The 15,313-nt window shown below is 73.5% G+C and carries 8 protein-coding genes and 1 pseudogene; 3 read left to right on the forward strand and 6 right to left on the reverse strand.

Going from position 1 to position 15,313, the window contains the following annotated elements; translation table 11 throughout:
- The first annotated feature begins 88 nt into the window (after window positions 1-88).
- Window positions 89-2,248 carry an acyltransferase family protein gene (locus I6A81_RS34200; RefSeq protein ID WP_203008286.1) on the forward strand — a complete coding sequence of 720 codons (2,160 nt, stop codon included), beginning with the start codon at window positions 89-91 and terminating at the stop codon, window positions 2,246-2,248.
- A gap of 201 nt (window positions 2,249-2,449) precedes the next feature.
- On the forward strand, window positions 2,450-3,229 hold the full coding sequence (locus I6A81_RS34205) for a polysaccharide lyase (protein ID WP_203010406.1): 780 nt from the start codon (window positions 2,450-2,452) through the stop codon (window positions 3,227-3,229).
- Window positions 3,230-3,288: 59 nt separating this feature from the next.
- Here I6A81_RS34205 and I6A81_RS34210 read toward each other — a convergent pair whose 3' ends face one another.
- Genes I6A81_RS34210 through I6A81_RS34225 form a run of 4 tightly spaced genes read right to left on the reverse strand, consistent with a single transcriptional unit; the run spans window position 3,289 to window position 8,299 of the window.
- Window positions 3,289-4,218 (reverse strand): SGNH/GDSL hydrolase family protein, encoded by a 930-nt coding sequence (locus I6A81_RS34210; protein ID WP_203003756.1) that lies wholly within the window; start codon window positions 4,216-4,218, stop codon window positions 3,289-3,291.
- Window positions 4,219-4,266: 48 nt separating this feature from the next.
- A complete protein-coding gene (locus I6A81_RS34215; RefSeq protein WP_203010407.1) occupies window positions 4,267-5,733 on the reverse strand; it encodes an ArnT family glycosyltransferase in 1,467 nt (488 codons plus the stop codon).
- The gene (locus I6A81_RS34220) at window positions 5,730-6,887 is read right to left on the reverse strand and encodes a TolB-like translocation protein (protein ID WP_203010408.1); all 1,158 of its coding nucleotides are present in this window, start codon (window positions 6,885-6,887) and stop codon (window positions 5,730-5,732) included. The genes I6A81_RS34215 and I6A81_RS34220 overlap by 4 nt, the downstream gene beginning before the upstream one ends.
- The gene (locus I6A81_RS34225; protein WP_203004453.1) at window positions 6,884-8,299 is read right to left on the reverse strand and encodes an MFS transporter; all 1,416 of its coding nucleotides are present in this window, start codon (window positions 8,297-8,299) and stop codon (window positions 6,884-6,886) included. The genes I6A81_RS34220 and I6A81_RS34225 overlap by 4 nt, the downstream gene beginning before the upstream one ends.
- A gap of 484 nt (window positions 8,300-8,783) precedes the next feature.
- On the opposite strand from I6A81_RS34225, the gene I6A81_RS34230 reads away from it, so the two are divergent.
- Window positions 8,784-13,610, forward strand: a complete 4,827-nt coding sequence (locus I6A81_RS34230) for a DUF4082 domain-containing protein (protein WP_203004454.1) — start codon at window positions 8,784-8,786, stop codon at window positions 13,608-13,610.
- Here the strand turns inward: I6A81_RS34230 and I6A81_RS34235 are convergent.
- Both I6A81_RS34235 and I6A81_RS44285 read right to left on the reverse strand, forming a co-directional pair.
- Window positions 13,574-14,983: an O-antigen ligase family protein gene (locus tag I6A81_RS34235; RefSeq protein WP_203004455.1), complete on the reverse strand. Its 1,410-nt coding sequence runs from the start codon at window positions 14,981-14,983 to the stop codon at window positions 13,574-13,576. The genes I6A81_RS34230 and I6A81_RS34235 overlap by 37 nt on opposite strands.
- Window positions 14,980-15,313: pseudogene (locus I6A81_RS44285) on the reverse strand (hypothetical protein); the annotation flags it as partial. The gene I6A81_RS34235 and the pseudogene I6A81_RS44285, both read right to left, overlap by 4 nt.

Below are 15,313 nucleotides of genomic sequence, written 5' to 3' on the forward strand. Positions count from 1 at the left end.
GCCGCCCCCCCCCGCCCCGCCCCCCCCGGCCCCGCCCCCCCCCGGCCGCCCGCCCGCCGAGCCGGCCGCGCCGGCCGGCGCGGCAGCCATCCACCCGCCACCGGGCGAGGGCCGCCGGGCGCGCTCGTTCCGGCCGGACATCGAGGGCCTGCGCGCGGTCGCCGTGCTGCTGGTCGTCCTGGGCCACTCGGGGCTGGGCGTGCCCGGCGGCTATGTCGGCGTCGACGTCTTCTTCGTCATCTCCGGCTTCCTCATCACCCAGCAGCTGCTGAAGGAGCGGGCCCGCGCCGGGCGGATCTCGCTGCGCGCGTTCTACGCCCGCCGGGCACGGCGGATCATCCCGGCCGCCGCCGTGGTCATCGTGGCGACCGTCGCCGCGTCGTGGTGCTGGCTTTCCCCGCTGCGGCTGCGCGCTATCGCCGTCGACGGGATGTACGCGGCGTTCTCGGCGGTCAACCTCCGGCTGGCCGAGGCGGGGACCGACTACTTCCAGGCCGACGGGCCGCCGTCGCCGTTCCAGCACTACTGGTCGCTGGCGGTCGAGGAGCAGTTCTACCTCGTGTGGCCGCTGCTGCTCATCCTCGCCACCCTCGCCGCGAGCGGCCTCGCGGCGCGCCGGCCCGGCGCCCCGCCGGGCGTGGCCGACGGCGGGCCGCCGGCCGGGACCGGCGCGGACGCCGCCGCCGGCCGCGCCGTGGTGTTCGCGCTGCTCGCGGTCACGGCGGGCTCGTTCGCGTTGAGCGTGCTAATCACGGCCCGCTCGGCGCCGTGGGCCTATTTCGGCGGGCATACCCGGGCCTGGGAGCTCGCGCTCGGCGCGCTGGTCGCGGCCTGGGCGGGGGCGTTCGGGCGGATGCCGCGGGCGCTGTCGGCGCAGCTGACCTGGCTGGGGCTGGCGGGGATCGTCGCGGCGGCCTTCCTCCTGGACGATTCCACCCCCTACCCGGGGTCCGCGGCGCTGCTGCCGGTGCTGGCGGCGGCGTTCGTCGTGGCCGGCGGCTGCGCCGCGCCGCCGCGCGGCGCCGAGCTGCTGCTGGGCCGGGCCGCGCCGCGGGTGATCGGCCGGCTCAGCTACTCGTGGTACCTGTGGCACTGGCCGGTGCTGCGGATCTGGCCGGAGGCGACCGGCCGGCCGTTCACCACGGGCCAGAAGCTCGCGGCGATCGCGGTGTCCCTGGTGCTCGCGGCGCTGACCTACTGGCTGGTGGAGAACCCGGTCCGGCGCAGGCCCGGGCTGGTCCGCCGGCCGGTCCTGGGCATCGGGCTGGGCGTCGCGCTCGCCGGGGTGGCGTCGGGGACCGCGCTGGTGGTCGCCGCCGTCGCCACCGTGCCGGGCGGCGGCGCGGCCGGCCCGCCGAAGCCGCTCGCGGTGGCCGGCGGCGAGGCGCGGGCGAACGGCCCGGCCGCCGTCGAGACCCGGTTCGTGGGTGTCGGGACGAGCGCGCTCACGCCGCTCATCGAGGAGTCGCTGGGGATCCGCGCGCTGCCGGACGGCCTGCAGCCGTCGCTGCGGGACGCGCCGGACGACTTCCGGGCGAACAAGTGCTACACGTCCATCGCGTCGAGCACCCCGACCGACTGCGTCTACGGCGATCCCGCCGGGCCGACGACCGTGGTCCTGCTCGGCGACTCGCACGCGAACCAGTGGTTCAACGCGATGAACGCGATCGGCCAGGAGCGCCACTGGCGGGTCATCCCCTACATGAAGGGCGGCTGCCCACCGGCCGCGTACCCGGACTTCTACCTGGAGGCGCTCAAACGCGTCTACACCGAGTGTGAAACGTGGAGAGCCGCGGTTCTCGAGAAGATCGCGGAGCTGCGGCCAGCCCTGGTGGTAGTCGGCTCCGAGGCGCGTACCAACGCCATCCACGCCGGGCCGCGGCCCATGGCCGAGTTGATGCGCACACTGCGCTCGACCGGCGCCAGGGTCGCATTCCTGGAGGACACGCCGTATCCCGGCTTCGCCGTCCCGGACTGCCTGGCGCGGCACCCGTCGAAGGTGGGCGAGTGCGTGGTGCCGATCAGCGCGTCGAAGCTGACCGAACCGCAGCGCGAGGTCGAGAACCGGGGCGCGCGCGACGGCGGCGCCACCCTCGTCGACCCCGTCCCGTGGCTGTGCGCGCGCGACAGCTGCCCACCGATCATCGGCAACACGATCGTCTACTACGACAAGAGCCACGTGACCGGGACGTACTCGACGCTGCTCGCGCCCTTCCTCGGCCCGGCGCTCGCGGCCGTCCTGGAGTGAGGCCGTCGCGTCGGCTCGCCGAGACCCGTCTCCTGGAGCGTCGCGCCGCGCCGGCGGCGCGCGTCCGGATGGCCCGGGCGGCGCTCGGCGCCCTGCTGCCGGCGGCGGTCGCCCTGGCGGCCTGCGCCGGCGGCCGGACCGGCGGCCAGCCAGACGCGAGGCCGCCGGCCGCTGGCCGAGTTCTTCGGCGACGCGCTGGTGATGCGTACCCGGGGTTCGTTCAACCTCGACCGTGTCCGCCTGGTCGACGGCCACGACGGCTGCGTGTCCAGGTACCTGCGGGTCGCCTACCCGGCCGGGTCGGCCAGTCAGCTCTCGGTGCGTGAGCACGACGCGCCGACCGGCGGAGCTCAGGTGTACCTGGGGCTGCGGACCGGCTCCACCGACGTCGCGCACCTGAGCTACCGCGTCCGCTTTCCGGCCGGCTTCCAGTTCAACAAGGGCGGGAAGCTGCCCGGCCTGTTCGGGGGCGACCACGTCGCCGGCGGCAACGTGCCGGACGGGACGAACGGGTTCTCGACCCGCTACATGTGGCGTACGGGCGGTACGGGCGTGGTCTACGCCTACCTGCCGTCCTCGAAGGACTTCGGCACCAGCCTCGGCGGCTGGACGTGGCCGACGGGCCGGTGGGCGACCGTGCAGCAGCGGGTTCGGCTGAACACGCCCGGCCGGGCCGACGGATCGGTCACGGTCTGGCTGGACGGCCGCGACATCCTGCGCGCCGACGACGTGCTGTTCCGGGAGACGGCCGCGTTGCGGGTGGACGGAGTCTTCTTCTCGACCTTCTTCGGCGGCGGCGACCTGAGCTGGGCGAGCCCCACCGACCAGCATGTCGACTTCGCCGATTTCCGGGTCTCCGACCACTACGTCAACGACCAGCCGCCGCCCGGCTGCCGACCCGTTGCCGCCACCGCCACCGGCGGGGGCCTGGCCACCTCGGCGCCCGCCCCGCCGCCGGAGAGGACCCGCCCGCCCGTCTGACCTGGCCGGACCGGGCGTCCCCGGAGCGATCAGCCGGACCGGACGGTGATGGCGGCCCGCTATTTGCCCTTGGCGAGGTCCTTGTAGACGGCATCGGCGATCGCCTGCTGCCCCTGGGCGTTCGGGTGGGCGCTGGCCTGCAGCCCGGCGCCGGTCACGGCCACCGGGTACACCCAGGCGTCCGTCGTGCAGATCTGGTGGCCGTCGAACACGCCGTTGAGGGACAGGAACTCGACGCCCACCTCGTGGGCCGCGCGCCGGGCCACCCGGTTGAGGTCGTTGTTCAGGCCGGTGAGCTGCTGGCGCTCGTTGTTGTCGAGCCACTTGCAGATGTTGTCGGAACGGTTCGGGATCAGCTCCGGGTAGCCGACGACGAGGATCCGCGCCTCCGGGGCCGCTTCCTTGACCGCGGAGTACGCGGACTCGAGCAACGGGGGCAGGGTGTCGGTGACGAACTCCCGGCTCTGGTCGTCGTTGCCGTTCCAGAAGCAGCGCCAGACGACACAGCTCGTGACGGTTCGTCCGAAACCGGCGTCGTTGCCGCCGATCGTGATCGTGACGATGGTTGGCCGCACTCCGGAGGCCACCAGCGCGCGCAGCGCCTCGACCTGGGGAGGCTGGCCGTGGAACGACGTGGTGAAGGCGGCTGTCGTCGCGCCGGAGCAGGCGAGCAGCCGGACGTCCGAGCTGGCGATCCGCTGGCCGAGCAGCCGCGGCCACGCGGCGCCGCCGCGGCGACAGCCTGGCGCGTCCGTGTCGAACGGAACGTTGCCCTCGCCCGAGGAGTAGGAGTCCCCAAGAGCGACAATCGTGACAGGTCCGCCGAAATCAACCGGTTCCGTGTCGGTGCCGCCGATCGGCGGCTGCACGCCGAGCCCTGTCCTGGGCTCGCAGCCGGTGAGCAGGACGGTGAGCGTCACGAGCAGGCTGACGACGCCCAGGCTGACGAGGCGGCCGGCCCGCGCCGACGCGGGCGAGCGGAGCTGCATGGTCCCGGAGCGTAACCGCGGGACGGGCATCCGGCCGCCGCTTCGCGGTCAACACTCGTCGCGGAATGTGTCGGACAGGCGATCGGGCGGACCCGGCGGAATCCTGGCCGAAGCCGCTTCGCCCGCCTCGTCCCGGTTGCTCCGCCGATGGGCGCCCCGGCCGGCCGCGCCCAGGGGCGCGCGGCGGGCCGGCCGCCCGCCGGCCTGCTCGCCCTCGCCCTCGCCGCGGCGGGAGGGCACCGCCACGGCCCCGGCCGCCGGCGCGCGCCCGTCGCGGGAACGACCGGCGAGGCCGAGCGCGACCAGGAACATCAGGCAGTCGAGCGGCAGCCGGTAGCGGATCCGGGTGGTGTACACGGCCATCGGGAACGGCACGCCGACGACGATCGTGAGCAGCAGTCCCTCGCCGCGGCGCAGCGGCGCCGCGCCGCGCGCCGCCGCGGCGACCCGGACGAGGAAGAGCGCGAGCAACGGGAGGTAGACCACCGCTGTGAGCGCGTCGCGCGCGAGCCGGCCACCCACGCCCGACGTGCTGTACTCGTTGGTGATGTTGTAATGGTTGGCCAGCTTGCCGAGGTAGAGCCAGGCCGCGTCGCCCGGGTTGTCGCCGACCCAGTCCACGGCGGCGGTCCGGAACCGCCTGCTCTGCTCCACCTCGGACTCGGGCGGGGCGCCTTGCGGCGGCAGGTAGGGCGTCACGTCGATCCGGTCGCCGCTGGTGGGCGTCGCCTGAGGGTTGTTCCCGAGCAGCAGGTTGTAGCCGTCGTTGGTGGACACCGGCACGAAGGCGTCCAACGTCACGAGGTTGCGGGTGACCCACGCGGCCGGCAGCACGGCCGCGGCCACCACCAGCGCCGCGGCGACCAGGAGGCCGCCCGCGCGGCGCCGGAACAGGACGAGCCAGCCGACGAGCAGCGCGCCGATCGCGCCGTACGACGGCGCGGCCAGCGCGAGCGCGCCGAGCGCCAGCCCGCCGGCCAGGCCGTAGGCCGCCTTCGCCCGCCAACCGCCCGCGTCCAGCGCCCGCAACGCGGCCAGCAGCAGGCCGACGATGAGCGCGAGCGACAGCGCCTGCGGATAGAGGTTCGCCGAGGTGTAGACCAGCGGCGGATAACAGGCGCTGAGCACGGCGGCCAGCGCGCCCGCCGCCGGGGTGATGAGCCGCCGCCCGAGCAGGTAGATCCCGTACACGCCGAGGGCGAACAGGAGCGCGTTGACGATCCGCAGGCCGATGACCCCGACGTCGAGAAGACGGAAGGCGGCGAGCAGGAACGGGTAGGCCGGCGGCCGGTAGGCGGACGGCGTCTCGCCGTCCATGGAATACGTGTGGTCGGCCACGAGATGGTCGGCGTAGCGGACGTACAACTGCTCGTCGAAGAAACGCAGGTCGTCGCCGAGGGCGACACCGAGGCCGGTGACCAGCACGAAGGCGGCCGCCGCCGCGGCGGCGGCGATTCTCGCCGACCGCGGCGTCACCCACGCGCGGAGACGGTCCAGCCGGGCGCCCGCGCTCATCGGACGAACGCCGGCGACCAGGCACCCGAGACGAGCGGCGCGGGTCGTCCTGTGCCGTCGGCCGGCACGGTCCAGACGTCGTCGACCACGGCGTCCGCGCCGGTCCTTGGCAGGCCGTAGGCCACCGTGTCGTTGTCGTACCAGGCCAGCTGGTCGTCGACGTCGCGGGTTTCCGCGAGTGGGGTCTCGCGCCCGGTGGCCAGGTCGAGGACGGTGGCCCGCCAGGTCACCGGGCCGCCGCCGGCGACACGTTTCTTGAAGGCGACCCGCGTCTCGTCGGGTGACAGCGACGGGCATTCGACGCCCGAATGAACGGTATGCACCGCGCGCCCCCCGACGCTGCCCTCGACCAGATAGGTCGTTCCACCGGTCGCCATCGTAGCGTAGAAACGGTCGTTGTCCGAGGCGAAGGTCACGCCCCAGAAGTTCACGTCCACCGGCTGGATCCGTTCGCCGTCGCGGGTGATGGTGAAGAATTCCAGGTTGCCCAGCTCGCGCCCGGCCGCGACATCGTAGAGAAGGGTCGCGGTGGAGAATCCGGCGCTCGTGTAGGAATGGCCGCTGACGAACGTGGTGACCGCGGCCATCCGGCCGTCGCGGGACAGCCGCGCCCGGCTGGGAATTCCGGCCACGGTGAAGCCGTGCGTGATACGCAGGGCGGAGTCGAACGTGAATGCCTTGTACGAGGTGTAGATGCCCGGGCTGGCCGCCAGGCACAGGCCGGCGGTGGCCACCATGTCGACCCGGTCGCACTGCAGCCCGGTGACGGTGCGCGGGCCGCCCGGGTCGTCGAGGGACACGAACGACACCTGGCCGTAGCCCGGCCCCCGCTCGGTGTCGCGAAAGACGATCGTGCCCGGGGAGATCGTGACGTTCCCGCCGCCGGCGGCCGCGGCGTGGCCGGCGGCGGTCCGCCGGGCGGCGTGCAGGCCGTAGCCGATGCTGACGCCCACGGCCAGGGCGACGACGACGGCGAGCACGCCGACCCGCCACCACCGTTCCCACCGGGCCCGCGCCGGCCCGCCGGGCGGCGAGCCGGGCCCGGCCGGCGCGACCCGCCCCGCCGGCCCGGCCCGGCCGGTTTCCGGCTCAGCGGCGCCGGGTGGCGGTTCGGCGCCCGCGGCCGGCGGGGCGTCCTTCGAGGCGCTGGTCATGGCGATCCCCCGCCGATGTGGGGGAGGGCCGCGCCGCCGTGTCGGTTCCGTCGCCGCCGCGCCGCGCGGGTTCGCCCGGGGCGTGGCTGGCGCAGTGCCCAGGCGGCGACGGCGAGCGCGACCGCCAGCGCGCCGGCGACGGCGGCCAGCGCCGTGTCGGCGCCGTGGGCGGTCCACAGCGCGCCGGCAGCGACGGACGCGGTGAACTGGCCGAGCGCCACGCCGGTCTGCACCAGCGCGAGCCCGGTCGTGCGGGTGCCCGCCGGCAGCGCGGCGCTCGTCAGCGCGGCCAGCACCCCGTCGGCGGCGGCGTAGTACAGGCCGACCAGCGCCAGGCAGGTCACGAGCATCGCCGTCGGCGGCAGTGGCGAGAGCAGCGTGAGGTAGGCGGCCAGCAGGCAGCCGTGGCCACCGAGCAGCACCCGGCGCCGGCCCACCCGGTCGGCCAGGACGCCCACGGGCAGCGCCGCCAGCAGGTACGCGGCCGCGGTCCCGGCCGCGAGCAACGGGAACAGGCGTACCGGGAGGTCGAGCGTCCGCTGCAGCTTCAGGTAGAGGAACGCGTCCCCGATCGTGGCCAGCGCCAGCACGCAGGCGGCCAGCAGGATCCTGCGCAGCCGGGGGTCGACGACCAGGGCGGCGAGCTCTCGTGCCCGCGCCCCCCGGCTGGCCGGCGGCGCGGCGACGGCATCCGCCGTGGCCAGGTCCACGGCCGGCCGCGCGCCGAGGGACCCGCCCGGCGCGACGGTTGGCGCGCGCCGCTCGGCCGCCGGCTGCCGGCCCGTGAACAGCAGCAGCACGGCCACGCCGATCGCCCCGATGGCGGCGCTGGCGACGAAGACGACGTCGTAGCCACCGGCGACGGCGGTGAGCACCCCGAACGCGGCCACCGGGCCGAGCATCGCGCCGAGGGTGTCCATCGCTCGGTGAACCCCGAACGCGGTGCCGAGGGCGCGCTGGTCGGTCGCCAGCGACAGCATGGCGTCGCGCGGCGCGGTCCGGATGCCCTTGCCGAGCCGGTCGACGGCGATGGCGCCGCCGATCAGGCCGGGCGAGCCGCCGGCGGCGAGCAGCCCGATCCGGGAGACCGCCGACATGGCGTACCCCGTGGCGGCGACCTCGCGATGGCGGGCCGACCGGTCGGCCAGCACCCCGCTGATCAGCCGGACGGGCGCGGTCGCGGCCTGGTTGAGCCCGTTGACGACGCCGAACTGGAAAGGGCTCAGCCCGGCCTGCAGGACGAGGTAGAGCGGCAGCACCGCGGCGACCATCTCGGTGGACAGGTCGGTCAGCAGGCTGGTCAGCCCCAGGACGAGCACGACCCGCCCGACCGCGCCGCGCCGACGGCGTGGCCGGCTCGCGGCGCCGGCCTCGGCCAGCCCGTGCGGCACGTCGCGCAGCGTGGAATACATCGGCCCCCCGGTTCCGGACGGAGCATACGGAAAAGGGCGGGAGTGGCGCATCCGTCTTATGGCCCGGCCGTGCCGCGCCCGCCCCGTTATCGCCCATAACCGATCAAAATGGACTGTCGCGCTACCTGGCGGCAGATTTTTGCGCTTCCTGCCCGGAGATGTCGAGATCGGCGCGGTTGTCGCCAAGAAAGCGTTATCTGCTTGGGAGCAGGTCGAGGGGCGCAAAGGTGTGTTGTCCAGGGCGTCAACCTTTATGACGGTCTCGGTTGTCCGTTCCTGGATGAGGAGAAATGCGATATGGTCTCGCCCGCCGGGCTGAGGGGGCCGGCATCCAGGAGGGGGACGGCCGCGCAGCGGTCGCCTGATGCCATGCGCGCGGCCGTCGCGGTCGTCGCGCGGCCGGGGTACTGAATCCACGGTCAGTGGCGCGCTTCAGCGCGAGCCGCCTGGATGAGCTTGCGGTGGGTGGCGCCACCGTGCGGGCGTGTACCGGGGGTTCGCCTTGCTGAATGACCGGCCTTTATGGAAATGGCGAGCGGTCTCGCTCGCGGTGGCGGCCCTGCTCGCCCTCGCGATGGCGGTCTGGGGACCGCCGAGCCCGCCGGCCCGGGCGGCGGGCCCCTGCGACCCGCCGGTCGTCAACCCGGTGGCGTGCGAGAACACCAGACCTGGCACGCCGGAGTCGGAGTGGCAGATCGACGGCGTCGGCAACGAGGCGCTCCAGGGCTTCACCACCGACATCAGCGTCAACACCGGCGGCACCGTCCACTTCAAGATCAAGACGAGCGTCACCAGCTACACGGTGAAGATCTACCGGCTCGGCTGGTACGGCGGCGACGGCGCCCGCGAGATCGCGTCCTTCACCCGCACCGGGCCGCACAACCAGCCGGCCTGCCTGTTCGACGCCAGCACGAACCTCACCGACTGTGGCAACTGGTCGGAGTCGGCCACCTGGGCGGTGCCCTCGAACGCCGTCTCCGGCGTGTACTTCGCCCGCCTGATCCCGGGCAACAACAGCGGCGACAGCCACATCGTCTTCGTCGTCCGCGACGACTCCAGCCACTCCGACGCCGTGTTCCAGACCTCGGACACCACCTGGCAGGCCTACAACTCCTACGGCGGCGCCAGCCTCTACCCCGGGCCGATCGGGCGCGCCTACAAGGTCAGCTACAACCGGCCGTTCGACACCCGCGGCAGCACCCCCTGGGGCCGCGACTTCGTCTTCGCCAACGAGTACCCCATGATCCGCTTCCTGGAGCGCAACGGCTACGACCTGACCTACCTCACCGGGGTGGACGTCGCCCGCTCCGGCGGGCTGCTGCTCAACCACGACGTCTTCCTCTCGGTCGGCCACGACGAGTACTGGTCGGGCGAGCAGCGCGCGCACGTGACGGCGGCCCGGGACGCGGGCGTCGACCTGGCGTTCTTCAGCGGCAACGAGGTCTACTGGAAGACCCGCTGGGAGAACAGCGTCGACGGCGCGAACACCCCCTGGCGCACGATGGTCACCTACAAGGAGACCTACGGCGACGTCGACGACCCGCAGGGGGCGACGACCTGGACCGGCACCTGGCGCGACCCGCGCGAGTCGCCGCCGGCTGACGGCGGGCACCCCGAGAACGGGCTCACCGGGGTCGGCTACATGGTCAACGACGTCGACATGGCGATCACCGTCCCGGCCGCCGACGGCAGGATGCGCCTCTGGCGCGGCACCGACGTCGCGACGCTCGGCGCCGGCCAGGTCGCGACGCTGTCCCCGCACACCCTCGGCTATGAGTCCGACGAGGACCTGCTCAACGCCGCCCGGCCGGCGGGCCTGGTGCGGCTGTCCACCACCACCGGGCCGGTCACCCAGTACCTCCAGGACTACGGCACCACGGTCGCGCCGGGTACGACCACCCATCACCTGACGCTGTACCGGGCGCCGAGCGGCGCGCTGGTGTTCGGCGCGGGCACGATCCAGTGGAGCTGGGGCCTGGACGACCGGCACGACGGCGCCGCGACCCCGGTGGACCAGCGGATGCAACAGGCGACCGTGAACCTGTTCGCGGACATGGGCATCCAGCCCGCCAGCCTCCAGCCCGGGCTGGCCGCGGCCACCGCCAGCACGGACACCACCCCGCCGAGCGTCACGATCGGCGCGCCGGCCGCCGGCGCCACCGTCAGCAACGGCGGCGAGGTCACGGTCTCCGGTACCGCCAGCGACGCCGGCGGTCAGGTCGGCGCGGTCGAGGTGTCGCTCGACGGCGGCACCACCTGGCGACCGGCCACCGGCCGCGGCACCTGGAGCTACACCGGCGTCATGCACGGGCTGGGCGCCTCGTCGATCAAGGTGCGCGCCGCGGACGACAGCGCGAACCTGTCCACGCCGGTGTCCCGGTCGGTGACCGTCGCCTGCCCCTGCCTGCTGTTCGGCTCCTCGATGACCCCGAAGGTGCCGGCCTTCACCGACGCGACCCCGATCGAGGTCGGTGTGCGGTTCACCGCCGACGTCGGCGGCTGGGTGACCGGCATCCGTTTCTACAAGGGAACCGGCAACACCGGCAGCCACACCGGATCGCTCTGGACGACGACCAGCACTCAGCTGGCCACCGCGACCTTCACCAACGAGACCGCGTCCGGCTGGCAGGAGGTCGCCTTCGCGCAGCCGGTGCAGATCACCGCGAACACGACCTACATAGCCTCGTATTTCGCCCCCAACGGGCACTTCTCGGGCGACACCGGCTACTTCGAGACCGCTGGCCTGGAAGCGGCGCCGCTGCGCTCGCCGCGGCACACGGCGAGCGCGGCGAACGGCGTGTTCCGCTCCGGCAGCGCCGGTTTCCCGTCGGACACCTATGGCGCGAGCAACTACTGGGTCGAGCCGGTGTTCAGCGACGTCGAACCGCCGGACGTGACGGCGCCCGCCGTCACCGCCCAGGCGCCGATCGCCGGCGCGACGAGCGTGCCGACCACCGTCGCCGTGACGGCGGTGTTCAGCGAGGCGGTCCAGCCGGCCACCATCGGGTTCACCCTGGCGGCCGGCGGGTCGAACGTCGCCGGCTCGGTTGGCTATGACGCGGCCACCAGGACCGCCACGTTCACCCCGTCCACGCCCCTGGCCAACGCCACCGCCCACACGGCCACCGTGTCCGGGGCCAGGGACGCGGCCGGCAACACCCTGGCCGCGCCCGTGGGCTGGACCTTCACCACGGCGGCCGCCGCGCCCCCGCCCGGGACCTGCCCCTGCTCGGTCTGGCCCGACTCGGCGGTGCCGCGGACCGTCACGGAGAACGACCCGGCTGCGGTCGAGCTCGGAATGAAGTTCCGGTCCGACCAGGATGGCCACGTCACCGGCATCCGCTTCTACAAGGGCCCGCAGAATACCGGCGCCCATACCGGCACCCTGTGGTCCGCGGAGGGTACCCAGCTCGCGACCGGCACGTTCACCAACGAGAGCGCGGCCGGCTGGCAGACCCTGACGTTCACCAGCCCGGTGCCCATCAACAAGAACACGACCTATGTGGCCTCGTACCACACCACCACCGGCCGCTACTCGGTGAACGCGAACGGCTTCGGCGGCGTCGGTGTGGACAGCCCGCCGCTGCACGCGCTCGCCAACGGCGTCGACGGGCAGAACGGCGTGTACGTCTATGGCGGCCATGCGTTCCCGACCAACGGCACGCCGCACAACTACTGGGTCGACGTCGTCATGACCCTGCCGCCGGACACGACGGCCCCGACGCTCTCCGCGCGCAGCCCGGGCACGGGCGCCACCAGCGTTCCGGTGAACGCCGCCGCGCGGGCGACGTTCAGCGAGGCGGTCACGCCGGCGTCCGTCACCATGACGCTCACCGACGCCCAGAACCAGCCCGTCGCGGCCCAGCCCGGCTACGACGCGTCGACCAGGGTCGCCACCCTGACCCCGACGGCGCCGCTCGCGTCCGGTGGCGTCTACACCGTCGCGGTCTCCGGGGCCCAGGACCAGGCCGGCAACACCATGACCCCGGTGAGCTGGTCGTTCACGGCGTCCGGCGTCTGTCCGTGCACGCTCTTCGAGAGCACCGCCACCCCGGGGATCGTCGACGCGGGCGACTCCGGCTCGGTGGAGCTGGGGGTGCGGTTCACCGCGGCCGTCGACGGCTGGATAAGCGGCGTCCGGTTCTACAAGTCCGCGGCCAACACGGGGACCCACACCGGCAAGCTGTGGACGGCGAACGGTACCCAGCTGGCGACCGCTACTTTCACGAACGAGACGGCGAGTGGCTGGCAGCAGGTGAACTTCGGCAGCCCGATCCCGGTGGTCGCCGGTACCACCTATGTCGCCTCGTACCGCGCGCCGAACGGGCACTACTCGGCTGACGGATACGCGTTCGACAACGCCGTCAGCAACGCGCCACTGACAGCGCTGGCCGGCGGCAACGGCGTGTACAGCTACACGTCGGGCGCCTTCCCGAACGAGAGCTACCACAACGCGAACTACTGGGTCGACGTGGTCTTCACGACCATCCCGCCGCCGGACACGACCCCGCCCGCCGTGACCGCCGTCTCGCCACTGTCGGGCGCGACCTCGGTCGCGCACTCGGCCACCCCGCAGGTGACCTTCAGCGAGGCCGTCGCGCCGGCGACGGTCGCGATGACGGTGAGCTCGGCGGCGGGACAGGCCGGCGGCACGGTCAGCTACGACGCCCCGACGAGGACGGCGACGTTCACGCCGACCGGGCCGCTCGCCCCGCTCACCCAGTACACGGTGACCGTCAGCGGCGCGGCGGACGCGGCGAACAACGTCATGGCCCAGACCAACTGGTCGTTCACCACCGCCTGGGCCAGCTCCCCGGACGGGCTTTACTCCCTCTGGTCCGACACGACGACTCCCGGCACGGTCGACGCCGGTGACCCCGGCGCCGTCGAGCTGGGGGTGAAGTTCACCGCGTCGGTGAACGGGCAGATCGCGGGGATCCGCTTCTACAAGTCCGCGGCGAACACCGGCTCGCACGTCGGCACCCTCTGGGACGGCAGCGGCACCCCGCTGGCCAGTGCCACCTTCACGAACGAGTCGACAACCGGTTGGCAGGAGGTTCTGTTCGCGACGCCCGTGCAGGTGACCGCGGGTACCACGTACGTGGCGTCGTACCACACCAACACCGGGCACTACTCGGTCAGCTCGAGCTACTTCTCGACGAACATCACGAACGGGCCGCTGACCGCGTTGGCCAGCGGCGGGTCCGGGGGCAACGGCGTGTATGCCTACGGGGCGTCGTCCACCTTCCCGACCGGCACCTACAACGCGGCCAACTACTGGGTCGACGTGGTCTTCTCCCCCGCGTCCTGAGCCCGCTCGCGCTGGATGCGCAGCACCGCGCCGCAGCAACCGACGATCAGGAAGGCGGTCTCGGCGGCCATCGGGAAGGAGAACGCGTCGAAGGTGGCGAACGCGACGACGATGGCGGCGACCGACGCGGACAACGCCAGTCCCAGCTCGCGCACCCGCGGATCGTCGGTGAGGTCGCGGGCGCGGCGGGCCGAGAAGAACGCCGCGCCGAACAGCGAGAGGATCACCGCCAGTCCGACGGCGCCCATGTCGACGAGCGTGAGCAGCCACTGGTTGTCGAGGATCACGTAGTTGCTCGGCAGGAAGGTGCCCATCCCGCGGCCGAAAACCGGGTTGTCCGTAAACAGGTTCAAGGCCGTGTTGGAGGCGTCCGTGCGCGACCGGGTGCTGCTGTCCGAGCCGATCGACGTGAACAGGTTGCGCAGCGTGCCGATGAGGCCCGGCACCATCAGCCGCATCGCGACGACGAAGATCGGGGTGATCAGCAGCGCGCGCAGCACCCGGGAGCGTGGCCAGCCGCGCAGCAGCACGACGCCGGCGACCACCAGCCCGACGATGCCCGATCGCGACAGCGACATCGGCAGCGCCACGGCGATCGCCAGCACGGCGAACCACCGGCGACGGTCGTGGCGCGGCGCCGGGTAGAACGCCCGCGCCAGCGCGAGCGGGAACGCCATCGCGAGCACGACCGCGAACTCGATCGGATGGGTCGCGGTGGCGGACGGGCGGTTGAACTCGTCCCGTTCCAGCAGTGACTCGAGCGGCGCCGTCGCGGTGAGCCCCGGGATCTGCAGCAGCGTGGTGATGTCGAATCCGGTGAAGAACTGGAAGATCCCGACGACGGCGAGCGCGGCCGTGAAGTTGACCATCCGGCCGACGACCCGGTCGACCTGGTCGGTGTCGCGCAGCGCGTCGCAGGAGTACGTCAGCACGCCCAGCGACGACAGCGTGAACAGCACGAACCGGTCGGCCGCGTTGATCTCCCCGCCGGGCGCGGCCCGCAGCGTCGCCGCGACATAGCTGGCCAGCATGGCGAACAGGAACGCGGCGCCGAGACGCTGCACGGGAGCGAGGCCGGAGGCCCGGGGAGCCCCGAGCAGCCGCCCGAGTGTCCAGAGCGCGAGCATGACCAGGCCGAACAGGCTTGCCGGGGTGCCGGCCGGGCCGACCGCGAGGCGGGCCGGGATCACGAACAGCAGGACGAGGTAGATCGTCAGGACACCCACGCCGCCGCGGTCCAGGCCCGCGATCCGGTGCGCCACTCTCGACACCGGGACTGTCGCCGGCTCGGTGACCGGCTCGGTGGCCGGCCCGGTCCCGGGCGGAGCGTCGATGACGGGCCCGGCTGCCCGCCCGGCCGTCGGGGCGGTCATCCCTGGCGCGGAGGTGGGCCGGCGATTACCTCTTCCGGCCTGGCCACGGCTGGGCTGGCCTGGTCGGGCGTGACCAGTCGGCTCCGGTTGTCGTGGGGCACCTCGTGGCGGCCGGGGGTGAGCGGCGTTCGCGCGTCAGCCCGCCGCAGCACGACGGTCGCGTCGTCGACCGAGCCGCCGGAGTGGGCTGGTTCGGCCGGGCCGGGCTCGTGGGTCCCGCCGAGGCCGCGCTCGCCGACGGGCCCGGCGCCGGGCGCGTCGTGGGCGGCCCGCGTGGTGGCGGGCCCCGGGGGCCGGGGGGGCCCCCCCCGCCCCGGCCGCCGCCCCCGC

The sequence above is a fragment of the Frankia nepalensis genome (genome assembly GCF_016786325.1).
GTDB classification, from domain to species: Bacteria; Actinomycetota; Actinomycetes; order Frankiales; family Frankiaceae; genus Pseudofrankia; species Pseudofrankia nepalensis.

Coding starts and splice junctions, on each gene's coding strand:
- I6A81_RS34205 (WP_203010406.1), top strand. CDS start 2,450: ATGCGTACCCGGGGTTCGTTCAACCTCGACCGTGTCCGCCTGGTCGAC.
- I6A81_RS34210 (WP_203003756.1), bottom strand. CDS start 4,218: ATGCAGCTCCGCTCGCCCGCGTCGGCGCGGGCCGGCCGCCTCGTCAGC.
- I6A81_RS34215 (WP_203010407.1), bottom strand. CDS start 5,733: ATGAGCGCGGGCGCCCGGCTGGACCGTCTCCGCGCGTGGGTGACGCCG.
- I6A81_RS34220 (WP_203010408.1), bottom strand. CDS start 6,887: ATGACCAGCGCCTCGAAGGACGCCCCGCCGGCCGCGGGCGCCGAACCG.
- I6A81_RS34225 (WP_203004453.1), bottom strand. CDS start 8,299: ATGTATTCCACGCTGCGCGACGTGCCGCACGGGCTGGCCGAGGCCGGC.
- I6A81_RS34235 (WP_203004455.1), bottom strand. CDS start 14,983: ATGACCGCCCCGACGGCCGGGCGGGCAGCCGGGCCCGTCATCGACGCT.